We start from the raw sequence: 22,094 nt of genomic DNA on the forward strand, positions 1-22,094 counted from the left end.
CGGTAGAGCGGACCGTTGGTCCGCTGCACCACCAGGGGCAAGAGAGACCGGACGCGTGCCATGGGCCTTTCCTCCCTCCCGCGTCACCAGCGCCGCCGCCTTCCCGGCGACGGCCCTGGCGAGGCCCATGCAGCGTTCGGCGCACCAGGGGGCGGCCATGTGCAAGTGGCCGCCCGCTGACCTGACACCGGCCAGCAACACACCGCCGGTTCCATCCACCATCGGGACATGCGCATGAAATTGATCTCCGCCATCATCCGGCCGTTCAAGCTCGACGAGGTCCGCGAGGCCCTCTCCGATGCGGGCGTGTCGGGCATCACCGTGACCGAAGTCAAAGGCTTCGGGCGCCAGAAGGGCCACACCGAGTTGTATCGCGGCGCGGAGTACGTCGTGGATTTCCTGCCGAAGATCAAGATCGAAACGGTGGTCACCGACGATCGCCTGGACGCGGTGGTCGAAGCGATCCAGAACGCGGCCGGCACCGGCAAGATCGGCGACGGCAAGATCTTCGTGACTGCGGTCGAACAGGTCGTCCGCATCCGCACCGGCGAAATCGGCGCTGACGCGCTCTAACCCCACTCGGAGCCCACAATGAAGACCTCTTTGTTCACCGGGTGGCAAGCCCGGTTCCATGCCGTGTGCCTGATGATGCTGATCAGCGCGCTGGCCGTTGGTGCGTTCTCCAGCACGGCCCATGCGCAGGCCCAGGTCACCCCGGTGCCCTCGGAAACCGTCGCGGTCGAGCCGCTTCCCACCGCCGCCCCGGCACCGGCTGTTGAAACTGCCGCCGCGGCCGCGCCCACCTTCGACCACGGCGACGTGGCCTGGATGCTCACCTCCACCCTGCTGGTGCTGCTGATGGTGGTGCCCGGCCTTGCGCTGTTCTACGGCGGCTTGGTGCGTTCGAAGAACGTGCTGTCCATCCTCAGCCAGATCCTGGTGGTGTTCTCGCTGATCCTGATCCTGTGGGTGGCCTACGGCTACAGCGCGGTGTTCAGCGAAGGCAACGCCTTCTTCGGCTCGTTCACCCAGTTCGCCTTCCTCAAGGGCTTCGGTCCCGACACGGTAGGCAACACGCCGATCAAGGGCCTGCCGGACTATCTGTTCGTCGCCTTCCAGTCGACCTTCGCCGGCATCACCACCGCGCTGATCGTCGGCGCCTTCGCCGAGCGCATCAAGTTCAAGGCGGTGCTGCTGTTCTCGGCGCTGTGGTTCACCCTGAGCTACATCCCGATGGCACACATCGTGTGGGGCGGCGGTTACCTCGGCGCGATGGGCGCGATCGATTTCGCCGGTGGCACCGTGGTCCACATCAACGCTGGCGTGGCCGGCCTGGTGGGCGCGTACTTCGTCGGCAAGCGGATCGGCTATGGCCAGACCGCGCTGAAGCCGCACAACGTGCCGTTCACCTACATCGGCGCGATGCTGCTGTGGGTGGGCTGGTTCGGCTTCAACGCCGGCTCGGCGGCCGCCGCCGACACCGTCGCCTCGCTGGCCTTCATCAACACCATCCTCGCCACCGCGGCCGCGGTGCTGGGCTGGACCCTGGTTGAAGCGGTCAGCAAGGGCAAGCCCTCGGCACTGGGCGCGGCGTCCGGTGCGGTGGCCGGCCTGGTCGGTATCACCCCGGCCTGCGGCACGGTGGGTCCGCTCGGCGCGATCGTGATCGGGCTGGTGGCCGGCGTGGTCTGCGTGTGGGGCGTCACTGGCCTCAAGCGCCTGCTGCGCGTGGATGACACCGCCGACGTGTTCGGCGTGCACGGCATCGGCGGCATCGTCGGCGCGCTGCTCACCGGTGTGTTCAGCGCGCAGTCGCTGGGCGGCACCAAGGCCGATCTCGACATCGGCCACCAGGTCTGGGTGCAGCTGGTCAGCGTCGGCTTCACCATCGTCTGGTGCGCCGTGGTCACCGTGGCCATCCTGCTGGTGGTGCGCCTGGTGTTCGGCCTGCGCGTCACCGAAGAAGCAGAACGCACCGGCCTGGACGTGACCTCGCACGGCGAATCGGCCTACGAGGCCTGATCGCCGCAACCGCGTAGTGCGGGGCGCTGCCCGGCACCGACAGAGACAAGAAACGAGAGAGAGACGTTGTAYGTTCGCCGGCGGCCTTCGGGTCGCCGGCTTTTTGTTGGGGATGTCGCCAACGGCAGCCACGCATGGCGTGGCGCTACCAGGTCGAATGCGCGGGTAGCGCGACGCCAGGCGTGGCTGCGCTTCGCGACGCGGGCACAACGGTCGGATCCCGCCACGCCGGGCATCCCCGCGCCCAATCCCGCACAATGTGGTCATGCCCCCGATCCGCACCTTGCTGCCGCTGCTCGCCTGCCTGCTGCTCAGCGCCTGCGCCACCCCCCCGGTCCGCAGCCCGCTCGCCAGCTGGGTGCCCTCGCCGAATCACAACGCGCGCGACCCGGTGATCATCGTGCTGCACCACACCGACCAGGATTCGGTGCAGCAGAGCCTGGACACCCTGCGCAGCGCCAACAGCGGCGGCAAGGTCAGTTCGCACTATCTGGTCGGCGCCGATGGCCGCATCTACCAACTGGTCGGCGACGACCGCCGCGCCTGGCACGCCGGCCCCGGCCGCTGGGGCACGATCACCGACCTGAACTCGGCCTCCATCGGCATCGAGATCGACAACGATGGCGACACCCCGTTCGCGCCCGCGCAGATCGATGCGTTGATCCGCCTGCTGGACGACCTGTGCACGCGCCTGCGTATTCCGCGCACGCAGATCATCGCCCACGCCGATCTCGCCCCCACCCGCAAGCAGGACCCCAGCCGCTTCTTCCCATGGCAGCAGCTGGCCCAGGCCGGCTTCGGCGTGTGGCCGCGCGACAGCGACGGCGCCGCACCGGCAGGATTCGATGCGTACCTGGCGCTGCAGACCTTCGGCTACCCGCTGGACGACCGCGATGCCGCCGTCGGCGCATTCCATCGCCGCTTCCGCGGCCGCGACGACCTGCCCGCCACACTGGATGCCGAAGACGCCCGCATCCTGCATTCGCTGCTGCGGCAGACGCCATAACGGCGGCGCGATCCCAGGACCAATGACGATCCCACGCCTCATCGCCGCACGCCGACGTCCTGTGGCACTGGTCCTCACGCGCACCCGAGAACCGGTAGAGCCGACCGTTGGTCGGCTGCTCTCCCTCACACACCCCGCGCGGTCGTACCGCCAGCCGACCAACGGTCGGCTCTACGATTCCAGCCGCGTCAGCCGACCAACGGTCGGCTCTACGATTCCAGCCGCGTCAGCCGACCAACGGTCGGCTCTACCATTTCAGGACCCTCGCCCATGACGATCCCACGCCTCACCGCCGCCTGCCGACTTCCGGCGGCATTGCTCATTGGCCTGGCCCTGCTGACCAGCTGCGCCGTGTCCCCGCAGCGCCCCAGCGCGCCCGGCAACACCTACGTCAAGGCCGCCTGGACCGCGTTGCCCGCCGTCTCCGATGCCGACCTGCAGTCCGGCTTCGCGGCGTGGCGCAGCAGCTGCCCACGGTTGAAGACCGATGCCACCTGGGCGGGCACCTGCAGCGCTGCGGCAAACGTCGCCACCAGCCCGGCTGCCATCCGCCAGTTCCTGCAGAACACCCTGGATGTCTACGCGCTGCGCGCCGGCGGCAACCGCGCCGACGGCCTGATCACCGGCTACTACGAGCCGATCTATCCCGGCAGCCTCGTCCGCACCGCCAAGGCGACGGTGCCGGTATACGGCGTACCCACCGACATGGTCAGCGTGCAGCTGGACAGCCTCTACCCCGAGCTGAAGGGCAAGCGCCTGCGCGGTCGCGTAGATGGGCGCGTGCTCAAACCCTATGACGATGCCGCAACCATCGCCGCCAAGGGCGTCAAGGCCCCGGTGCTGGCCTGGCTCACCCATCCGATGGACCTGCAGTTCCTGCAGATCCAGGGCTCGGGCCGCATCGTGCTGGACGACGGCCGCCACCTGCGCATCGCCTACGCCGACCAGAACGGTCATCCGTACCGTCCGATCGGCCGCTGGCTGGTGGAGCAGGGCGAACTGAAAAAAGACGACGTCACCATGGACGCCATCCGCACCTGGGCCAACGCACATCCCACCCGCATCCCGGAACTGCTGGCCAGCAACCCCAGCTACGTGTTCTTCGCCAAGGGCCCCGACGGTGACCAGGGCCCGCGTGGCTCGCTCAACGTGCCGCTCACCGCCGGTTACAGCGTCGCGGTAGACCGTACCGTAGTGCCATTGGGTAGCCTGCTGTGGCTGTCCACCACGCGCCCGGATGGCACACCGGTGGTGCGCCCGGTCGCCGCACAGGACACCGGTGGGGCCATCGCCGGCGAAGTGCGCGCGGATCTGTTCTGGGGCACCGGCGACGCGGCCGGCAAGCTGGCCGGGGACATGAAGCAGAAGGGCAGCCTCTGGATGCTGTGGCCGAAGGGCGCGGCGTTGCCGAAGGCGCCGGCGGATAGCTGACCGCGTTGTCGGCCCGTAAACGCGGGCCGGCGCGGGAAGCAAAGCTCCGGTATAAAAAGGGCCGCCGCCGCACCACGGGAATGACCATGCAGGTCAAGCGCATCATCGCCAACATCGCGACGTCCGATCCGGCGTCGGCGGACAGCTTCTATCAGGGTATCCTGGGGCTGGAACTTGCCATGGACCACGGCTGGATCCGTACGTATGCCGGCAACGGCGACATGCAGGTGCAGGTCAGTTTCGCCCAGCAGGGGGGGGCGGGCACCCACGTGCCGGACCTCTCAGTGGAGGTCGATGACCTGGATGAAGCACTGCGCAGGGTGCGAGCGGCCAACATCGCCATCGAGTACGGACCGGTCCGTGAGCCGTGGGGCGTGCGACGGTTCTACGTCCGTGACCCGCTGGGCCGGCTGATCAACCTCCTGCAGCATGGGTGAGGCCGGCGACACACATGTCGACATAGGGAGGAACAGCATGAAAATCACGGGTTTTCTGGTGATGGATGCCGAAGGTGACGAGATCGATGCCGATCCACACGGCAACAACATTGCATTCTGCTGTTTCGAATGCGCCTATCCCGTCCTCGCTGTAGCACTGGAAAATCAGCGGGGAAGCGACGAAGACCATCCAGCGGTTTGCAGGGGCTGCGCGGCAAAGTACTTCCTGGACGTTCGGGAGCACGCGGAGAAGCTTTACATCCACACAGTGGAAGAACCGCTCTGGTAGCCGCAGAACGGCGCCTTGTCCGGTCCATTGAGCGGCGAGGATGCACAGACCGGGACCCGCCGGCCTGTGCCAAGCTCAACCCATCCCGGTTTTGCACTACATTGGTGCAATGACTGCCGCACTACCCCCGCCCGCCCTCGACGTCCTCGGCACTCCGGTCGCCTGGGCCGACGCCGATGGCCGCGTGGTCGGCTGCAACCCCGCCTTTGCCCGCTGGCTGGGCGTCAGCGTTCGCCGCCTGCTGGGCCAGCCGCTGGCCTCGCTGGAAGTGCAGGGCGAGGCCCTGGCGCACTTCCTGGCCCGTGACGAGCGCGATACCCTGCGCCTGCACCGTCTCGCCCTCGCCCTGCCGGGCGACGCCCCGCGCTTCGCCGAAGGCTGGCTGAGCCGGTGGGACGCGGGCGGCTGGCTGCTTGAAGCGCATCCGGTCGATGAATTCCCCGGGCTCGACCCGACCCAGGCCCTGCCCAGTGCGCTCAGCGCGGCGCTCAAAGGACTGGCCCACGAGCTGCGTAATCCACTGGCCGGGCTCAAGGGCGCGGCGCAGTTGCTGGCGCGGCGCAACGCGCAGCGGGCCGCCGATGAGCGCGACCCGGACGAACGCGAGCTGATCGAGCTGATCGGCTCGGAGATCGAACGCCTCAACGGGCTGCTCGAGCAACTGCTGTCGCCTGCGCCGGCCGCGCCGCATGCGCCGCTGAACATCCACGCCTCGCTGGAGCGCGTGCTGCGGCTGGCCGAGAGCGAGGGCGGCTGGGCGGTGCGTCTGCAGCGGGATTACGACCCCAGCATTCCCGAATTCGACGGCGACGCCGACCGCCTCACCCAGGCGGTGTGGAACCTGGTGCGCAATGCGATCCAGGCCGGCGCCGGCAGCGTCACCCTGCGGACCCGGGTTGAACATGGCGTGCGCATCGGCGACCGGCTGCATCCGCTTGCGTTGCGTCTTGAAATCGCCGACGACGGCCGCGGCGTGCCCGAGCAGCTGGCCGAGCACCTGTTCCTGCCGCTGGTCAGCGGCCGCGCCGAAGGCACCGGGCTGGGCCTGGCGCTGGCCCAGCAGGTGGCGCGCGAACATCGCGGCACGCTGACCTACCGCTCGCGCCCGGGGCATACCGTGTTCACCGTGCTGCTGCCGATCGGCCACGGCACGCCTGCCGAGGAGGCCGCCCATGGCGGATGACACCAATCGCACCGCCCAGCGTGTCTGGGTGGTCGATGACGACCGCGCGGTGCGTTTCGTGCTCTGTACGGCGCTGCGCGATGCGGGCTATCGGGTGGAAGGCTTCGATGGCGCCGCTGCGGCGCTGGCGATGCTTGCCAGCCAGCCGCCGCCGGACCTGCTGTTCACCGACGTGCGCATGCCCGGTGACGATGGCTTGGTGCTGCTGGACAAACTCAAGGCCGCGCACCCGCAGCTGCCGGTGATCGTGATGTCGGCCTACACCGATGTGGCCAGCACCGCCGGCGCGTTCCGTGGCGGTGCGCAGGAATTCCTGTCCAAACCATTCGATCTGGATGACGCGGTAGCGCTGGCCCAGCGCGTGCTGCCCGAACCGGACGCGCTGGCCGCTGCACCCGTGCCTGCCGCCGCCGAACCGGGCACCGACCAGCGCCCGCAGCTGGTCGGTGATACCCCGGCGATGCGCGCGCTGTTCCGCGCGATCGGGCGGCTGGCGCAGGCGCCGCTGTCGGTGCTGATCAACGGCGAAACCGGCACCGGCAAGGAACTGGTCGCGCATGCGCTGCACCATGAATCCCCGCGCGTGCAGGGGCCGTTCGTCGCACTCAACACCGCTGCGATTCCCGCCGAGCTGCTCGAAAGCGAACTGTTCGGCCACGAAGCGGGCGCGTTCACCGGCGCGCAGCGGCGCCATGTCGGCCGCTTCGAGCAGGCCAACGGCGGCACGCTGTTCCTCGATGAAATCGGCGACATGCCGCTGCCATTGCAGACGCGCCTGCTGCGCGTACTGGCCGAGGGCGAGTTCTTCCGCGTCGGCGGGCGCGAGCTTATCCGCGTGGACGTGCGGGTGATCGCCGCCACCCACCAGGACCTGGAATCGCTGGTCGCGCAGGGGCGCTTCCGCGCCGACCTGCTGCATCGGCTGGACGTGGTGCGCCTGCGCCTGCCGCCGCTGCGCGAGCGTCGCGACGACATCGCACACCTGGCCGATACCTTCCTGGCTGCGGCGGCACGCAAGCTGGATACGCCGCCCAAGCGCCTCACCGCATCGGCGCTGCAGGCGCTGCGCGAGCACGACTGGCCGGGCAACGTGCGCGAGCTGGAAAACGTGTGCTGGCGGATGGCCGCACTCGCCGCCTCGGACACCATCGGCGTCGCCGATGTGGACAGTGCGCTGCACCGGGGCGGCGGCCCGCGCACGCGCGCGGCCGGTGATCCGGGTCAGTGGGAGGCCCTGCTGTCGGCCTGGGCCCGGCAGCGACTGGCGGAAGGCGCGGAAGGCCTGCACGCGCAGGTCCGCGAACGCGTCGACCAGGCCCTGCTCGAGGCCGCGCTGCAGATCACCCACGGCCGTCGCGCCGAGGCCGCTGCCCGCCTGGGCATGGGCCGCAACACCCTGACCCGCAAGCTCGGCGCCGGGCGCCGTCGCGGCGGATGAACCGCATGTCCACGCCGCGTGTGCGCCACGTCCGTGCCGCTTTCATGGCCTGTGGACGAGCACCGCGTTAGTTTGCAACCAAGGAGTCTTCCATGCGCAGTTCCACTGTCATCCTCGCTGCGGCCGTCCTGTTCGGTCTGGCCGCCTGCGGCACTACACCGCCGCCGCGCCCCACCGCGCCACCGGTACCGATGGTGAGCACGGCCAAGATGGCCGAAGCCAACCTGTCGTCGGCGTCGGCCAGCCTGGTCAGCGGCCGCCTGGCACTGGTGCCCGATGCGCGCGGGGTGCACATCACCGGTGTCATCGGAGGCTTGCAGCCGATGCAGACGGCGGCGTTCCATGTGCATGAGCGCGGCGATTGCAGCGCCGTGGACGCGAGTAGCGCCGGTCCGCATTTCAACCCGACCGCGCAGCCGCACGGTCGCAACAGCGCCGGCCCGCACCATGCCGGTGACATGGACAACCTGCGTACGGACGCGCAGGGACGTGTGAACGTCGACGTTCGCCTGCCAGCGGTTACCCTTGGCGGCGGCGCAGCCACCGATATCGCCGGGCGTGCACTGGTCGTGCATGCCAACGCCGACGATTACCGCAGCCAGCCCGCCGGCAATGCCGGCGCCCGAATTGCCTGTGGCCTCATCCGGGTCGTGCGCTGATCGCGCCTCCCGCTGACGCTGCTTCTTCCACCGCTACCCGCAAGGAGTTCCACATGCGTTTGATCCATACCACCCTGTTCGCCGCCATCGCCGCGCTCGGCCTGAGCGCCTGCAACAAGCCGGCCGAACCCACGCCGGAAGCCACGCCGGCCGCCGAAGCCACCGCTTCGCAGCCGGCCGCCGAAGCCACGACCGACGCACCGCCGGCCATGACCAGCGAAGCCCACGCCAACCAGGGCGCCGTGGCCGAGCTTGCCCCGACCAAGGGCAATGACGTCAAGGGCAACGTGACCTTCAGCGTCGTCGACGGCAAGGTCCACGTGAAGGGCCAGGTCAGTGGCCTGAAGCCCAACAGCGAGCACGGCTTCCACATCCACGAGAAGGGCGATTGCAGCGCGCCGGACGGCGCCAGCGCCGGCGGCCACTTCAACCCGGCCAAGGAAGATCACGGCAACGTCGCCACCACCCCGCACCACGGCGGTGACATCCCCAACATCAAGGCCGACGCCCAGGGCAACGCCATGGTCGATGCCGACGTGTCCACCAACGTCAACGTGGGCAAGGGCGATGACTTCGACATCATCGGCCGTGGCCTGATCGTCCACGCCGACGCGGACGACTACAAGACCCAGCCGACCGGCAACGCGGGTGCGCGCCTGGCCTGTGCGGTGATCAAAGCCGCGCCGTAACCGAGGCGGTGCAGAATGAAAAACGCCGGCGATTGCCGGCGTTTTTTTTGGAGCGCGGATAGAGCCACGCCATGCGTGGCTGCCATGATCGCTATCGATGCCCGCGGGAGCCGGCCAGCGGCCGGCCCTACCGTTAGCGGGTCAGCAGCTCGCGCGCGTCCTGGCCGGCTTCGCAATGCACGAACAGCACCGGCAAGCCGTGCGATTCGAGCACCGCCGCCATCTGCCGCTGGCGGATCAGGTACTGGTCGTAGATGCCCTGCAGACGATCGCAGTCGCCGGTGCCGTGGTTGTAGAACGCGCACCAGCCGGCCGGATCGAACAACGCCATACGCACTTCGCCATCGGCGTATCGCAGCAGCGGCTCGGGCGGCGCGTCCAGCCATTCCTCGACATGCGGCGCCATCAGTGCGGTCTCGATCAGCGGCCACAGCACCGCCAGGCCCTGGTTGTCGTACTGCATCGACATCATCGCGGCCAGGTCATTCACCGTGAAATAGCGCGCGTGTTCGATCTGCGCGCCGAAGGCGGTCTGCGCCTGCAGGGCGGTGTCGGCCTGGGCCATGCCCTGGGCCAGCAGCACCTCTTCCAGCGCGTCGGCAACGGCCTGGGTCTGCGCCACCTCGGTACCGGTCAGCAGGAACGGCACCACGCGCAGACCGCCGCCGGTCAGCCCGGCATCGGCCTGGAACGGTAGTGGTACGTCGCCGTCGGCACCGGCGCCGAAGGCCAGCATGCGCGGGCCGTGGCTGCGGCCGGGCGCGCGCATCTGCAGTTCTTCCAGACGGCGGTGCACCGGCCAACCCGGGCGCAGCACTTCAGCCGGATCGAAATGCGCGCCGGCGAACACGAAGTCCAGCCCGCTGACGGCCGGGACCAGTCTGGCCAGGTCGCGGCCGACGCGTTCGGCCAGTTCGCCAGCCTGTTCGGAGGACAGCGCGGCATGGCGCGGCACGTCGCCGCCAGCCAGTTCCAATGCCAGGACGCCAAGGGCATTCATGCCGGGGTCGGGTTTGCTCATGGTTTCACGGTTGGCCCATCACAGGGCGGCAGCTACACTTGCCCCCATTATGCCTGCTCCTTCGTGCAGGCCATGTTGCAGACACCCCTCCCATGCCAGGTATCTCCATGCCCAACGCCCGTCCCGTCGCCATCCTCGGTGGCGTCCGCATCCCGTTCTGCCGCCAGAACACGGCCTATTCGGACGTCGGCAACCTCGGCATGTCGGTACGCACGCTCGGCGCGCTGGTCGAACGTTTCGGTCTGCACGGGCAGCAGCTCGGCGAAGTGGCGATGGGCGCGGTGATCAAGCACTCCAGCGACTGGAACTTGGGCCGGGAAGCGACGTTGTCCTCGGGCCTGTCCCCGCTGACCCCGGGCATCACCATGCAGCGCGCCTGCGGTACCTCGCTGGACACCATCATCGCGGTGGCCAACAAGATCGCGCTCGGCCAGATCGAATCGGGCATCGGCGGCGGATCGGACACCACCTCCGACGTGCCGATCGTGTACGGCAAGAAGCTGCGCGCGCGCCTGCTGGCGGCCAATCGCGCCAAGTCCACCGGCGACAAATTCAAGGCACTGACCCGCGGCTTCAAGCTCAGCGAGCTCAAGCCCGAGTTCCCCGGCGTGGCCGAGCCGCGTACCGGCAAAAGCATGGGCGACCACTGCGAGGACATGGCCAAGGAATGGAACATCTCGCGCGATTCGCAGGACGAATGGGCGGTGTCCTCGCACAAGAAGCTGGCCGCCGCCTATGAGCGCGGGTTCTTCACCGACCTGATCGCCCCGTTCCGTGGCGTCGAGCGCGACAACATCCTGCGCGCCGATACCTCGCTGGAAAAGCTGGCCACGCTCAAGCCGGCCTTCGACAAGGTGTCCGGTCGCGGCACGCTGACCGCCGCCAACTCCACCCCGCTTACCGACGGCGCCTCGGCGGTGCTGCTGGCCAGTGAGGAATGGGCGCGCGCGCACGGCCACGAACCGCTGGCCTACCTGCGCGATTCGCAGGTGGCCGCCGTCGATTTCGTGCACGGCGAAGGCCTGCTGATGGCCCCGACCATTGCGGTGCCGGAGATGCTCAAGCGCAACGGGCTGACGTTGCAGGATTTCGACATCTACGAAATCCATGAAGCGTTTGCCGCGCAGGTGCTGTGCACGCTGCGCGCGTGGGAAAGCGAAGATTACTGCCGCAACCGCCTCGGCCTGGATGCGCCGCTGGGCCGTATCGACCCGGCCAAGATCAACCTGCTGGGGTCGTCGCTGGCCACCGGCCACCCGTTCGCCGCCACCGGTGCGCGAGTGATCGCCACGGCGGCCAAGCAGCTGGCCGAACGCGGCGGTGGCCGCGCGCTTGTCTCGATCTGCACCGCTGGCGGCATGGGCGTGGTGGCGATCGTCGAACGCTGATCGGGCCCGATGCGCAAACCGAAAAGGCCGCCCAAGGGGCGGCCTTTCTGTATGTAAAGCCACCCCATGGGTGGCTGCACAACCATCCGAAGCCCGCTAGTGCCGGCCGCTGGCCGGCTCTCCATGGACGTTGGATGGGTGTGTGTGGAGCTGTGTGGAGCCGGCCAGCGGCCGGCACTACGTATGCGTGGATGCAGCGCCCGCAATCACGGCAGGCGCGGGTTGCCGAATTCGTCGCGCTCATCGCGCACGACCGGGGCCAGGACCGGGTCGATCCGCTGACCCGGCAACGGCTGGGACATCAACGACTGTTCTTCCACCGTCGCGCGCTCGGGCACCACCGGTTCCAGCGGTGCCACGGCGGCATTGGCGCGGGCCAGCGCGATGCTGTCATCACCACGCTGCTGGCGCAGCGCGTTGGCCAAGCACTGCGACGCCAACGCCGGTTCGCCACGGTCGACGAACAACTGGCCCAGCGCTTCCCACGCGGCCGGACCGGCGCCAGCGGCGATAGCGCGGTGCAGGTAATCCTCGGCCAGGCTGTGCTGGCGCTGACGCGTAGCGATGCGGCCCAGTGCCAGCAGCAGCGCCGGGCTGGCCGGCTGGTTGCCCAGCCAGCGCTGCAGGTTGGCCTGGCGCGTGGCCAGCTTGTCCACCGGCATCTGTCCGTACAGGGTCACCACCGATTCGTCCCAGCGCGTATCCAGCGCCTGCTCCAGGTTCAGCAGCGCCGGCTCGTCCCAGTCCAGCGCCACCGCGCGCAGCGCATAGGCCGAGACCACGTCCGGATCGCTGCGCAGGGCCTTGGGCGTGGCTTCCCACTGCGCGGCCAAGGCATTGACGTCGCCCGCTTCCAGCAGCGACTGCGCCGCCAGGCGGGTTTCCAGTTCGGCGACCGCCTCGTCCGGCAGCACCTTCTGCTTGCGCAGCGCGCCCAGCTGGCCGTAAGCCTCGTGCGCGCGGTCGGCGCGGGCCAGGGCTTCGGTGCGCAGCCACAGGCCGCGCGGCGGCAGCGGCTGGATCGTCGCGGTGTCCAGCAGGTTGATCGCATCCACCGGGCGTTCCTGCGCCAGCAGGCGTTCGGCCTGCAGCAGGGCGTGCAGGGTGGCATCCTCGCTGGCCAACCGCTGCAGGTACTGATTCACGGCGGCCTGGTCATCGCGCGCCTGTGCGCTGCGCACGGCAGTGACCATCGCCACGGCGGCCACGTCCTTGTCTTCGGCGGCGGTTTCCAGCAGCTTTTCAGCGCGCTGCCATTGGCCCTGTTCGTGGGCGTGGATGCCGTCGATCAGGCGCGCGCGGCCCTGCTTGCGGCGGTAGCGGCCCCAGGCGCGGAACGGCGAGGCCAGCAGGCTCCACAGCAGCCACAGCACCAGCAGCCCGACCAGCGCCATCAAGGCCACCTGCGGCACCGTCGAGCGGTAGTCGTTGCCGCCGTAGCGGTAGATCACTTCGCCGAACTGGCGAAGCTGCTCGGTGCCGAGGAACTGCGAGGCGATCACGCCCAGCGCCACGGCCAGCAACAGCACCACCAAAGATTGGAAGGGTTTCATCGATCATCTCCATCGCGCATCGAGCGCAGTTGCTGCAGGGTGCTGCCCAGTTCGGGCAGCGCGGGCTGCAGCACGCGCATGCGCAGTTGCTGCAGTTCAGCACGACGCTCGCGCAGGGCGGGTGAATCCGGCCACAGCCGCGGTAGCCACAGCGCCACGCGGTCCACGGCCTGGGTGAAGCCGGCCTGGTCGCCGCGTTCGACCGCCGCGCGTGCCAAGGTCAATTCCAGTTGCAGCGCATCCCAGCCGGCCACGCGCTCGGCGTCGGTCAGCGGGCCCTGCGTGCGGGTGGGGGTGATGGTCACAAACGGTGCCAGCACCTGCTGCCACCACGGCGCACCCGCCTCCGGGCCAGTACCGGCATCGACCTGCTCGGGCACCTGCTCCAGGGCCTTGGAGAACGCCGCCAGTTGCCGCCCGGTCGCCACGCGCGCGCCCGGACCCAGCGCATCCACCGCATTGCGTTCCTGCATCAGCGCCTGGCGCACGTTGAGGTATTCATTGCCCTGCACGTCGGCCAGTGTGGCCGCCGCCAGTGCGTACAGGCGCTTGGCACCGTCCACGTCATCGGCATAGGCAAGACGCTGCGCGGCCTGGCTGAGCAGCAGTTCGGTCTCTTCCAGCTGCAGTGCCTGCGCGCCGTGGCGGGTGCTGTCGGCAAGCTTGGCCAGGTTGTCTTCGAGCAGCGCGCTGCGCTGGCTCAGGCCCAGCATTTCATCGCGCAGCACCCGGTTGGTGGCGGCCGCATCCTGCACCCGTTGCGACGTCGACCGCTGGTCGCGGCGCAGCGCTTCCACGCTGTCCACCAGCCCCTGCAGCTGCAGGCCGGCATCGGCTTCGCGCTGCAGGACGCGCGCCTGTTCGGCCTGCCAACGGGTCCAGCCCCACGCCACGCCCGCACCGATCACCAGCACGACCGCAAGCGGGGCGATCCAGCGCAGGGAGCGGGAAGCGGGAGGTGGCGAAACGTCGTCATTCATGCGGGCATCCTTGTCGATCGCGCCGGGCTGTCCACAAGCTGGCGAGCGACGTGATGCACAGCATCGCCCGTCGCCCGCGCGGCCCGCAAGGCCGGGAACGTCGCCTGTTCAGGAAGACGCGGAAGTGATGATCGCAGCGTGTGCAGCCTGCGCCAGCTGGCGTGGTAAGGGGCCTTGGGCGAGCTGCACCTGCGTAAATCCCGCGTCGGCGGCCTGTTCGGCCAGGCGCGCGCTGGCGGCCACCACGATCGCCTCGCGCACCCGGGACTGCAGATCGTGCGGCAGCCGCGCCAGCAGCAGGGTCAGCGCCTCGCCACTGCTCAGTGCCAGTACCCACGGCGTGGCACTGCGGCGCAGCCGTTGCAGCGCGCGCGGTGGCAGCGCCAGCGGCACGCGCTGGTAGACATCGGCGCGCTGCAGCTGCGCACCGCGCTCGACCAGGGTGGCGGCGATGATCCCGCGCCCGCCCGGAGCGGTGACCAGCCCGGCCTCCAGCCCGTGCAGGTCGGCCAGCTCGGGCAAGGCCAGCAGGCCTTCGCTGTCCATCCGCGTGGGCGCCAGCACCGTGCCGACGCCGTGCGCGTGCAGCGCCGCCGCGGTGCCGGCACCGACCGCCAGCAAGGTGCCTGGGTGGGCGCCACCGAGCGGCTGCAGGCGCGCGGCGGCGTGCACGGCCGCCGGGCTGCTGAACACCACCCGCTGCGCATTCAGCGCGCGCGCCAGCTGTGCGCGGCTGGCCCCATCGTCACGGACCTGCAGCGCCCACGGCGACAACGCCACCACGCGTGCGCCCGCCGCCTGCGCAGCCCGCCGCAACGGCGCGTGCTGGCCGCGCGGGCGCAGCGAAATCAGGGTCCATTCCGGCACATGTGCATCACGGTTCATTGCGGGCATTATGCGAGCCCTTTGGCGTAGCGTTGTCGTGTCGATGTCCATTCCTGAATCCCTGTCCGTGCAGCTGGCCGACCTGCAGCATGTCCTGGACCGCATGCCGCCGGTGGCGGCCATGCAGATCCGCGTTGAATCCTATGCCGATGGCCTGCTCGACCTGCGCGCGCCGCTGGCGGCCAACGTCAACGACAAGGGCAACGCGTTCGGCGGCAGCCTGTCCTCGGCGCTGACCCTGTCCGGCTGGGCGCTGGTGACCCTGCGGCTGCGCCTGGCCGGGTTCGATGCGGACGTGTACGTGGCCGACAGCCATGTGCGCTATCTGGCGCCGGTCTACGAGGACCTGCACGCGCAGGCGCAGGCTGCCGACGAGGCCGATTGGGAGGGCTTTCTGGCTACCTTCGCCCAGCGCGGCAAGGCCCGCATCGGCCTGGTCGCCCGCCAGCCCGGCAGCGGCGGCAAGCCGGCGGCTGAACTGACCGGTCGTTTCGTGGCCTTCGCAAGGCGGTAGGATGGGCGCCTTGCCGATTGGGGAATTCGCATGCGTCGTACCTTTCAGATTCTGCTGCTGGCCTTGTTCGCGCTGACCAGCGTGACCGTGCTGGCGGCCGAGCAGAAAACCACCAAGAAGCAGCGCAAGGAACTGGAAGAAACCCAGGTCAAGTACGACTCCACCCTGCGCTGGGGCACGGTCGAGGACGCGCTGCCGTACCTGGATCCCGAATACGCCAAGCTGCACCCGCTGACCGACCTGGAACTGCGCCGCTTCGAGCAGGTGAAGATCTCCAGCTATCGCGCCGGCGACAACCTGCCGCTGCCCGATGGCCGGGTCGGCCGCAACGCCGAAGCCCGGGTGATCAACCTCAACACCCAGTCCGAGCGCGCGGTGCGGGTCAAGGAAATCTGGCGCTGGGATGCCGAGGGCAAGCGCTGGCTGCAGGCCAACGGCCTGCCCGACCTCTGGCAGGACCAGGACCGCTGAACCCCGCCCCGGTGGGGGCTGGACGCCGATTCGCCCGCATGTGCGACAATCGGCGCCCGCTTATCGACCCGTGATCTTAGTGAATTACGAAGAGTTGCTGGCATTTGCCGGCCGAAACCCGATGTTGTCGATGGCCCTGGTCGGCCTGACCGTGGCCATCATCGTCACTGAAGTCCGCCGCCTGTTCCGCGGCTTCAAATCGCTCAAGCCCGCCGAGCTGACCCACCTGATCAATGCTGGTGGCGCCGTCGTGGTCGATCTGTCTTCCAGCAGCGATTTCGAGAAGGGCCACATCGCCGGCAGCCGCAACGTGCAGCCTGCCCAGTTCGGTCCGGAGCACAAGCTGGTGGTCAACGCCAAGCAGAGCCCGGTCGTGCTGGTGTGCCGCACGGGCACCGCCTCGGAAACCGCGGCCAAGGCGCTGAAGAAAGCCGGGTTCGAACAGGTCAACGTGCTCGACGGTGGCATCCCCGCCTGGCAGCAGGCCGAGCTGCCGCTGGTCAAGGGCCGCAACTGATTTCTGCCGGATTGCGCCGCTCGCCTTGTGCGCGGCGCCACACGCCCCCATCGCAGGGCATGTAACAATCCATTCTTATTGCATTCATTCTTGGAGCTACAGGAAATGTCCGAAGAGACCACCAACGGCGCCGTTGCGCCGGCCGATGCCGCCACCGGCCCCGCGTTCACCGTCGAGAAGATCTACGTCAAGGACGTTTCCTTCGAGTCGCCCAACGCGCCGGCCGTGTTCAACGATGCCGTGCAGCCGGAACTGCAGCTCAACCTCAACCAGCGCGTGCAGCGTCTGGGCGAGAACGCCTTTGAAGTCGTGCTGGCCGTGACCCTGACCTGCAAGGCCGGCGACAAGACCGCCTATGTGGCCGAAGTGCAGCAGGCCGGCGTGTTCGGCCTGGTCGGCCTGGACCCGCAGTCGATCGACGTGCTGCTCGGCACCCAGTGCCCGAACATCCTGTTCCCGTACGTGCGTTCGCTGATCAGCGAGCTGATCCAGGCCGGCGGCTTCCCGCCGTTCTTCCTGCAGCCGATCAACTTCGAAGGCCTGTACTCGGAAACCCTGCGTCAGCGCCAGGAGCAGGGTGAAACCTCGCTGGCCGACTCCGAGCCGGCCGGCAACGCCTGATCGGCGCTGCTGTCGTATCGATGAGCACCAACGCAGACAAGATCGCGGTTCTCGGCGCCGGCTCCTGGGGCACGGCGCTGGCCAGTCTGCTCGCCCGGCACGGTCATCAGACCGTGCTGTGGGGGCGCGACGCGGCCATGGTCGAGGCCATCGACCAGCGTCACGAGAACACCCGTTACCTCCCGGGCATTCCCTTGCCGGCCTCGCTGCGCGCCACCACCGACCTGGCCGCTGCGGTCAGCGACGCGACCTGGATCCTGGTGGTGGTGCCGTCGCACGCCTTCGGTGAAACCGTGCGCGCGCTGGCACCATTGCGTCCGGCCGATGCCGGCGTGGCCTGGGCGACCAAGGGCTTCGAGCCCGGTTCGGGCCGTTTCCTGCATGAAGTGGCGCGCGAGGTCCTCGGACCGGACGTGCCGCTGGCCGTGGTCACCGGTCCCTCCTTCGCCAAGGAAGTCACCCTGGGCCTGCCAACCGCGATCACCGTGCACGGTGACGCGCCGGAGTTCGCCCAGCAGGTGGCCGACGCGATGCACGGCCCGGCGTTCCGCGCCTATACCGGTGACGACATGGTCGGCGCCGAGCTGGGCGGTGCGATGAAGAACGTGCTGGCCGTGGCCACCGGCGTCGCCGATGGCATGCAACTGGGCCTCAACGCCCGTGCCGGCCTGATTACCCGCGGCCTCAACGAGATGCTGCGCCTGGCCGCGGCGATCGGGGCCAAGCCCGAGACCCTGATGGGCCTGGCCGGGCTGGGCGATCTGGTGCTGACCTGCACCGGCGATCTGTCGCGTAACCGTCGCCTCGGCCTGGCGCTGGGACGCGGCCAATCGCTGCAGGATGCGGTGCGCGAAATCGGCCAGGTGGTCGAGTCGGTGCAGACCGCCGACGAGGTCATGCGCCAGGCCCGCCGCCACGGCATCGACCTGCCGATCTCCGATCGGGTGCGGGCGGTACTGCACGGCGAGCAGACGCCGGAAGAGGGATTGCGTGCCTTGTTGGCACGCGAGCAGAAGCCGGAATATCCGGACACGCTGTTCAAATGATCCACGAAGACCCCGGCCCAGTGCCGGGGTTTTTGTAGGTGGGCCCACCCCGGAAACGCAAAAACCCGGCACAAGGCCGGGTTTCTGCGTGGCGTACCGACGAGGGTGTCGCCATAGGGGGTAGAGCCGACCGATGGTCGGCTGCCGTCCGCAAAAAACACGGCGGCCTTGCATAAGTGAAGCCCGGCGTAAACCGGGCTTCATGGCGCAGGGGAGAGAGACCGCGCCATCCAACAACGTACCGCGGTGTTCCGGTATTACCAGGTGAAGCGCGGACCGACGAACCATTCCTTGTCGCCGCCCTTGGCCAGCTTCACTTCGCCAGCCAAGCCCCAGTTCTGGTTGAACTTGGCCTGGGCGCCAACGCGGCCGTAGAACTCGCCGTCCGGGTTGATGCCGTGCTTCTTGCTGTAATCCTCGTAACCGGCCATCACGTAGCCTTCGATGTTCGGGGTGAACGCGCTGCGCACGCCCACTTCGGTCGAGTAGCCGTTGAAGTCCAGGCCGTGCTTCGGATCGAACTTCTGGTAGGCCACGCGCGCCACCAGGTCGGTGGTCGGGGCGATGCCGTAGTTGTAGCCGACACCCACCTTCCACTGGTCCACGTCATTGCTGCCGCGCTTGGTTTCCTGCACGTTGTAGTCGCCAAAGACATGGAAGTTCGGCGCCACGGCGACCGAGCCCTTCACCGCCCAACCGTCGGCGTCGCCACCCTTGGCGTCGGTGTTCACGTAGCCGCCTTCGACATAGTTGTACGACAGGCCATCGGTTGCCGAAGCAGCGAACGGCAGGGCAGCAAGCAGACCTAGGGCAAGCAAAGAAGTCTTCATATCGGGACACACCTTTAATTATTTTGGTTTCGTCGACCGCCCCTCCGGGGAGGGGAGAGAAGGACGGTCGACAGGTGTGAATTATCCGTTACGCGATCTAATCGACCCTGAATATTGAACTGAGCGGTATATGAATGAAGCGCGCGTTCAGGGAACTTGGCCGTCGCAGTCATAGCCGAGGTCTGTACAAAAAATCCCTAAACCGCACCGAGCGATGGCACGCGTCAGCGCAGCCGTGCTCTAAGCAGAGGCGAGGGCCAATGCAAGCTCGCGACCATTGCACCAAACGTATCAGGAAGAGGTTGATCCCCGTCTGGAGGGTGGGCCTGTAACACGCAGTTCTTCGAATCACTGTTCGGAGCGCCGGTGAACAATGAAGACGATTTGCTCGATCCTGTAATCCGACACTGGCTTCTGTCGGAGGCAACGCCCCGCGTCGGGGCTAAAGAGATCGAAGGTGCGTACCAGGCGTATACACGGGGAATGGCCGACTTCTACTAAGTCGGCTCAGGCAAAGTGCCGGAATGCGGCTGACGGCTAGCTTCTCCTATGCATCCTCACTGCAACTCCTGGAGTTTGCATCAGCGTGAAGCATGATGTGCGCCCAGAGATGGAGGACTTAGGGGTCTGCTTTTGGCCGGAAGCGGACACATGAAGCGGACAGCCTTATCGAGATGCACGCGTCCGCTTGCAGCCACGAGGAATCATTCTTTGGCACTGGCCAAACAGCTATGCGGCTGCAGTTTCAAACACCCATCAGCGGCTAACCTGCTTCATCGCAATTCCGAACGCATAGGATTCGAGTGGGACGTCCTCGCCGGGCGAATAGAACAGGACGCCGCCCTTCTCTTTGAAACCTTGAAGCACATCAAGTGCCAACGAGGAGGCAAGGCATAGGGCATGAAGCGAGCTGACCCCATGGGCGTCGTGGAGCTTCTTATAAAGTGGCAGTACCGCCACCGGACAAGCCCACTCCATAGGATCATCCCCGACCTGATATGGCGTACCAATCTGGATGTTGATCATGAACGCATCCTCATCGGGACGCTGCCCCCAGATCACTTCATTGGCAATAACCGAGTTCATCTTCGCCTTGTCTCACGACGCCAGGCCTTCCCAAGCGTCTTCGGTCTCTTGAAGGTTGCCATGGCGGACCGATGGTCTGCTATCGGCCTTGGGTTCAACCGGTCGACGCAACACACTGAAGACCAGCCGGCGTCCGCGTTGCCACCTCCCGCATTTCCGCACGAGGCGCCCGGAACAGGTGACGTAGCCTCGCGTGGGTATGCCAAGCTGCGCACCAATCTTGTTCGCAGTGTCCGCCCACGTTACGATCCGCCTGCCCCGGTTTACTGTTCTACCCCGCATCCATGATGGAAGCCCATGAGCGAACAGACTGCCATTCCCGTTTCGGTTGACACCGATTCCCACCAGGGCGAGTTTTACTTTCTGGAACCCAGTCGCTGGAATGACGGCATCGGGCACGGCCTGCAGTTTGCCAACGAAACGGTACTGTGCCGGCCAGGTATGCGCACGGTCGATCGTCCCAACGGCGATCCTGCCCAGTACCCCGAACGCCCTCATCTGGTGCATGTGCCGGCCGAAGGCGGACTGCCGCGCGATTTCGAGGTGTACGCCAGCATCTGGATTGTTTCGCAGGCCTTGAAAGACGTCTTCGATGCAGTGGACCGGCAAGGCTTTGCGTTCGCTGCGTGTGACTTCACGTTGGCCGATGGCACTCCCGGGCCGCAGTACTACCTGTGCGATGTGATTCGCGAACTCGATGCGCTTGATGCCCCGGCATCCCGGGTGAAGGTCACGCTGGAGCACGACTTCATCACCGACCAGGACGTGCAGTTCTACAGCATTGCCGGGGGTGCTTCGCTGGTGTTCAAGAAAGGGGTTGTAGGCGGCGCACACATTTTCCGCCAGCCCAACAGCGGGTTCGCCCCCATTTGTGATCGGACGATGTTCGACGCCCTCAGCCGCGCGACGTTGGACGGTGTACGACTGCGGGACGCTTCAGCGCTGTAAGACATCCATCCCTGAAATGGACTTCTGAGCGGGAGTTGACCGATGCCGGATACACCGGTTTTCCGTGGACACCACATCGTCGAGCAGGCCGCGTTCAAGGAGAGCCGGCTGCTTCAGGAGCTGGCCAAACGCGGCCTCTTCGACCTGCACGGTGAAGGCAATATCCTCAATTTGCCAGTCGACCGCGCATTGGCTGCAAAGATGGGTATTTCGCCTCATGGGGGCGGTCCGCTGGCCGGCTACTCGGACGAACTGGCCACCTTGCTCAGGGACCTGGAAAACACCCCCGACGGCAAGGCCACGCTGGGTGAACTGGGAACACCCCAACAACAGGCCGCGGCCGCCGAGCGCATGGGTGCTCGCGTAGCGAACCTCGACCATACCCTGCGGGCCGGCCTGGTGAACGGTGACCTGGTCACCAACGCGCCAGAGGGCATGTCGACGGATGTGGCCAACGCCAAGGTCCGAAGGTTCTTCGGTGATGTTGATGGATACCAGCGCGCGCACACCGAACAGATCAACGAATTCAAGGCCATGCGGCCGGACGAACTGCGCTGGCGCGCTGTCACCCAGTCCGAAGCCAACGTCACTCTGGCGCTGGAGGCGATTGAAAAGCCCAATGCTTCCGCGCTCAGCCCACGCTGGGGCGGTCGTGCATCGCTTGGCAACGCGATTGAAGAAGCCAACCAGGCAGGCCGTCTGCCGCTCGCAGAGCACACCGCGGCGAACGTTCGCAACGCCTTCAATCTTGAAAAACCGCTGACCGTCACGCGACCTGCGCTCAACCCCGGCCCTGGTGCCAGCGCGTCGGACGTGGCCGGTCATGTGGGAAGACCCAGCACCAGCGCATCGGATCTGGCCGGCAATGCAGGCAGGGCCGGTGCAACCGAAGGCGCAGCCAGCGAGGCGGCAGCCGTGGCCGCGCGCGGACGCCTCGGTGGTGCCGGCATGCTCACCGCTGCCGGGGTGGCTGCGTTGGCGGTGGACTTTGCGGTGACCGGCCACCGCGTGGCCGAGTTGCGCTCGCAGGGCAACCAGGCGGGCGCGGACTCGGCTACCACCCACTTCGTGGGACGTACC

The 22,094-nt window shown here is 67.6% G+C and carries 23 protein-coding genes and 1 pseudogene; 18 read left to right on the plus strand and 6 right to left on the minus strand.

Annotated features, from left to right (window positions below; translation table 11 throughout):
* Window positions 1-234: 234 nt before the first annotated feature.
* The 10 genes from AC1DQP_RS09855 (at window position 235) to AC1DQP_RS09900 (ending at window position 9,154) form a co-directional block, all read left to right on the plus strand.
* A complete protein-coding gene (locus tag AC1DQP_RS09855) occupies window positions 235-573 on the plus strand; it encodes a P-II family nitrogen regulator (protein ID WP_026070924.1) in 339 nt (112 codons plus the stop codon).
* Between the two features lie 18 nt (window positions 574-591).
* Entirely contained in the window at window positions 592-2,022 is a 1,431-nt protein-coding gene (locus AC1DQP_RS09860) for an ammonium transporter (protein WP_478051503.1), read from the plus strand.
* 265 nt (window positions 2,023-2,287) lie between these two features.
* The gene (locus AC1DQP_RS09865; RefSeq protein ID WP_457318884.1) at window positions 2,288-3,028 is read left to right on the plus strand and encodes an N-acetylmuramoyl-L-alanine amidase; all 741 of its coding nucleotides are present in this window, start codon (window positions 2,288-2,290) and stop codon (window positions 3,026-3,028) included.
* A 270-nt stretch (window positions 3,029-3,298) separates the two neighbouring features.
* Entirely contained in the window at window positions 3,299-4,459 is a 1,161-nt protein-coding gene (gene mltA / locus AC1DQP_RS09870; RefSeq protein WP_457318883.1) for a murein transglycosylase A, read from the plus strand.
* An 86-nt stretch (window positions 4,460-4,545) separates the two neighbouring features.
* The gene (locus AC1DQP_RS09875; RefSeq protein ID WP_478051504.1) at window positions 4,546-4,896 is read left to right on the plus strand and encodes a VOC family protein; all 351 of its coding nucleotides are present in this window, start codon (window positions 4,546-4,548) and stop codon (window positions 4,894-4,896) included.
* A 37-nt stretch (window positions 4,897-4,933) separates the two neighbouring features.
* A complete protein-coding gene (locus AC1DQP_RS09880) occupies window positions 4,934-5,185 on the plus strand; it encodes a hypothetical protein (RefSeq protein WP_478051505.1) in 252 nt (83 codons plus the stop codon).
* A gap of 109 nt (window positions 5,186-5,294) precedes the next feature.
* Window positions 5,295-6,368: a two-component system sensor histidine kinase NtrB gene (locus AC1DQP_RS09885; protein ID WP_256776773.1), complete on the plus strand. Its 1,074-nt coding sequence runs from the start codon at window positions 5,295-5,297 to the stop codon at window positions 6,366-6,368.
* Complete coding sequence (gene ntrC / locus AC1DQP_RS09890; RefSeq protein WP_457319902.1) at window positions 6,358-7,806, plus strand: nitrogen regulation protein NR(I); 1,449 nt, start codon at window positions 6,358-6,360, stop codon at window positions 7,804-7,806. Before AC1DQP_RS09885 ends, ntrC begins: the two co-directional genes overlap by 11 nt.
* A gap of 92 nt (window positions 7,807-7,898) precedes the next feature.
* Complete coding sequence (locus AC1DQP_RS09895) at window positions 7,899-8,465, plus strand: superoxide dismutase family protein (RefSeq protein WP_457319904.1); 567 nt, start codon at window positions 7,899-7,901, stop codon at window positions 8,463-8,465.
* Window positions 8,466-8,518: 53 nt separating this feature from the next.
* Complete coding sequence (locus AC1DQP_RS09900; protein WP_457319906.1) at window positions 8,519-9,154, plus strand: superoxide dismutase family protein; 636 nt, start codon at window positions 8,519-8,521, stop codon at window positions 9,152-9,154.
* 133 nt (window positions 9,155-9,287) lie between these two features.
* On the opposite strand, the gene AC1DQP_RS09905 is transcribed toward AC1DQP_RS09900, so the two are convergent.
* A complete protein-coding gene (locus AC1DQP_RS09905) occupies window positions 9,288-10,175 on the minus strand; it encodes a hypothetical protein (protein WP_457319908.1) in 888 nt (295 codons plus the stop codon).
* Between the two features lie 92 nt (window positions 10,176-10,267).
* Between AC1DQP_RS09905 and AC1DQP_RS09910 the strand changes: the two genes are divergently transcribed.
* Window positions 10,268-11,563, plus strand: coding sequence for an acetyl-CoA C-acetyltransferase (locus AC1DQP_RS09910; protein WP_256776778.1), 1,296 nt, complete (start codon window positions 10,268-10,270; stop codon window positions 11,561-11,563).
* A gap of 206 nt (window positions 11,564-11,769) precedes the next feature.
* Here AC1DQP_RS09910 and AC1DQP_RS09915 read toward each other — a convergent pair whose 3' ends face one another.
* The 3 genes from AC1DQP_RS09915 to AC1DQP_RS09925 form a co-directional block, all read right to left on the minus strand.
* Window positions 11,770-13,116, minus strand: a complete 1,347-nt coding sequence (locus tag AC1DQP_RS09915) for a heme biosynthesis HemY N-terminal domain-containing protein (RefSeq protein WP_478051506.1) — start codon at window positions 13,114-13,116, stop codon at window positions 11,770-11,772.
* Window positions 13,113-14,096 carry a uroporphyrinogen-III C-methyltransferase gene (locus AC1DQP_RS09920; RefSeq protein ID WP_478051507.1) on the minus strand — a complete coding sequence of 328 codons (984 nt, stop codon included), beginning with the start codon at window positions 14,094-14,096 and terminating at the stop codon, window positions 13,113-13,115. The genes AC1DQP_RS09915 and AC1DQP_RS09920 overlap by 4 nt, the downstream gene beginning before the upstream one ends.
* Before the next feature lie 108 nt (window positions 14,097-14,204).
* Window positions 14,205-14,981: a uroporphyrinogen-III synthase gene (locus AC1DQP_RS09925; RefSeq protein ID WP_478051508.1), complete on the minus strand. Its 777-nt coding sequence runs from the start codon at window positions 14,979-14,981 to the stop codon at window positions 14,205-14,207.
* Window positions 14,982-15,024: 43 nt separating this feature from the next.
* Between AC1DQP_RS09925 and AC1DQP_RS09930 the strand changes: the two genes are divergently transcribed.
* The 5 genes from AC1DQP_RS09930 to AC1DQP_RS09950 all read left to right on the plus strand — a co-directional run bounded on the left by AC1DQP_RS09930 (window position 15,025) and on the right by AC1DQP_RS09950 (window position 18,150).
* Window positions 15,025-15,495, plus strand: coding sequence for a YiiD C-terminal domain-containing protein (locus AC1DQP_RS09930; protein WP_256776782.1), 471 nt, complete (start codon window positions 15,025-15,027; stop codon window positions 15,493-15,495).
* 30 nt (window positions 15,496-15,525) lie between these two features.
* Window positions 15,526-15,966, plus strand: coding sequence for a hypothetical protein (locus AC1DQP_RS09935; RefSeq protein WP_256776783.1), 441 nt, complete (start codon window positions 15,526-15,528; stop codon window positions 15,964-15,966).
* Between the two features lie 79 nt (window positions 15,967-16,045).
* Window positions 16,046-16,483 carry a rhodanese-like domain-containing protein gene (locus AC1DQP_RS09940; RefSeq protein WP_256776784.1) on the plus strand — a complete coding sequence of 146 codons (438 nt, stop codon included), beginning with the start codon at window positions 16,046-16,048 and terminating at the stop codon, window positions 16,481-16,483.
* Window positions 16,484-16,588: 105 nt separating this feature from the next.
* Window positions 16,589-17,104 (plus strand): protein-export chaperone SecB, encoded by a 516-nt coding sequence (gene secB, locus AC1DQP_RS09945; RefSeq protein ID WP_256776785.1) that lies wholly within the window; start codon window positions 16,589-16,591, stop codon window positions 17,102-17,104.
* A gap of 20 nt (window positions 17,105-17,124) precedes the next feature.
* The gene (locus AC1DQP_RS09950) at window positions 17,125-18,150 is read left to right on the plus strand and encodes an NAD(P)H-dependent glycerol-3-phosphate dehydrogenase (protein ID WP_478051509.1); all 1,026 of its coding nucleotides are present in this window, start codon (window positions 17,125-17,127) and stop codon (window positions 18,148-18,150) included.
* A 257-nt stretch (window positions 18,151-18,407) separates the two neighbouring features.
* Here the strand turns inward: AC1DQP_RS09950 and AC1DQP_RS09955 are convergent, their stop codons facing one another.
* Both AC1DQP_RS09955 and AC1DQP_RS09960 read right to left on the minus strand, forming a co-directional pair.
* Window positions 18,408-18,980 carry an OmpO family porin gene (locus AC1DQP_RS09955; RefSeq protein WP_457322046.1) on the minus strand — a complete coding sequence of 191 codons (573 nt, stop codon included), beginning with the start codon at window positions 18,978-18,980 and terminating at the stop codon, window positions 18,408-18,410.
* A 756-nt stretch (window positions 18,981-19,736) separates the two neighbouring features.
* A complete protein-coding gene (locus AC1DQP_RS09960) occupies window positions 19,737-20,066 on the minus strand; it encodes a hypothetical protein (RefSeq protein WP_256775298.1) in 330 nt (109 codons plus the stop codon).
* A 297-nt stretch (window positions 20,067-20,363) separates the two neighbouring features.
* Here AC1DQP_RS09960 and AC1DQP_RS09965 point away from each other — a divergent pair, with 297 nt between their 5' ends.
* Window positions 20,364-21,014: an imm11 family protein gene (locus AC1DQP_RS09965; protein ID WP_478051510.1), complete on the plus strand. Its 651-nt coding sequence runs from the start codon at window positions 20,364-20,366 to the stop codon at window positions 21,012-21,014.
* Window positions 21,015-21,056: 42 nt separating this feature from the next.
* Window positions 21,057-22,094: pseudogene (locus AC1DQP_RS09970) on the plus strand (XVIPCD domain-containing protein); the annotation flags it as partial.

This window comes from Stenotrophomonas sp. P5_A8, assembly GCF_056400545.1.

Coding starts and splice junctions, on each gene's coding strand:
- AC1DQP_RS09960 (WP_256775298.1), bottom strand. CDS start 20,066: ATGAACTCGGTTATTGCCAATGAAGTGATCTGGGGGCAGCGTCCCGAT.
- AC1DQP_RS09955 (WP_457322046.1), bottom strand. CDS start 18,980: ATGAAGACTTCTTTGCTTGCCCTAGGTCTGCTTGCTGCCCTGCCGTTC.
- AC1DQP_RS09895 (WP_457319904.1), top strand. CDS start 7,899: ATGCGCAGTTCCACTGTCATCCTCGCTGCGGCCGTCCTGTTCGGTCTG.
- AC1DQP_RS09935 (WP_256776783.1), top strand. CDS start 15,526: ATGCGTCGTACCTTTCAGATTCTGCTGCTGGCCTTGTTCGCGCTGACC.
- ntrC (WP_457319902.1), top strand. CDS start 6,358: ATGGCGGATGACACCAATCGCACCGCCCAGCGTGTCTGGGTGGTCGAT.
- AC1DQP_RS09905 (WP_457319908.1), bottom strand. CDS start 10,175: ATGAGCAAACCCGACCCCGGCATGAATGCCCTTGGCGTCCTGGCATTG.
- AC1DQP_RS09885 (WP_256776773.1), top strand. CDS start 5,295: ATGACTGCCGCACTACCCCCGCCCGCCCTCGACGTCCTCGGCACTCCG.
- AC1DQP_RS09910 (WP_256776778.1), top strand. CDS start 10,268: ATGCCAGGTATCTCCATGCCCAACGCCCGTCCCGTCGCCATCCTCGGT.
- AC1DQP_RS09925 (WP_478051508.1), bottom strand. CDS start 14,981: ATGAACCGTGATGCACATGTGCCGGAATGGACCCTGATTTCGCTGCGC.
- AC1DQP_RS09900 (WP_457319906.1), top strand. CDS start 8,519: ATGCGTTTGATCCATACCACCCTGTTCGCCGCCATCGCCGCGCTCGGC.
- AC1DQP_RS09865 (WP_457318884.1), top strand. CDS start 2,288: ATGCCCCCGATCCGCACCTTGCTGCCGCTGCTCGCCTGCCTGCTGCTC.
- AC1DQP_RS09930 (WP_256776782.1), top strand. CDS start 15,025: ATGTCCATTCCTGAATCCCTGTCCGTGCAGCTGGCCGACCTGCAGCAT.
- AC1DQP_RS09860 (WP_478051503.1), top strand. CDS start 592: ATGAAGACCTCTTTGTTCACCGGGTGGCAAGCCCGGTTCCATGCCGTG.
- mltA (WP_457318883.1), top strand. CDS start 3,299: ATGACGATCCCACGCCTCACCGCCGCCTGCCGACTTCCGGCGGCATTG.
- AC1DQP_RS09965 (WP_478051510.1), top strand. CDS start 20,364: ATGAGCGAACAGACTGCCATTCCCGTTTCGGTTGACACCGATTCCCAC.
- AC1DQP_RS09855 (WP_026070924.1), top strand. CDS start 235: ATGAAATTGATCTCCGCCATCATCCGGCCGTTCAAGCTCGACGAGGTC.
- AC1DQP_RS09875 (WP_478051504.1), top strand. CDS start 4,546: ATGCAGGTCAAGCGCATCATCGCCAACATCGCGACGTCCGATCCGGCG.
- secB (WP_256776785.1), top strand. CDS start 16,589: ATGTCCGAAGAGACCACCAACGGCGCCGTTGCGCCGGCCGATGCCGCC.
- AC1DQP_RS09880 (WP_478051505.1), top strand. CDS start 4,934: ATGAAAATCACGGGTTTTCTGGTGATGGATGCCGAAGGTGACGAGATC.
- AC1DQP_RS09915 (WP_478051506.1), bottom strand. CDS start 13,116: ATGAAACCCTTCCAATCTTTGGTGGTGCTGTTGCTGGCCGTGGCGCTG.
- AC1DQP_RS09950 (WP_478051509.1), top strand. CDS start 17,125: ATGAGCACCAACGCAGACAAGATCGCGGTTCTCGGCGCCGGCTCCTGG.
- AC1DQP_RS09920 (WP_478051507.1), bottom strand. CDS start 14,096: ATGAATGACGACGTTTCGCCACCTCCCGCTTCCCGCTCCCTGCGCTGG.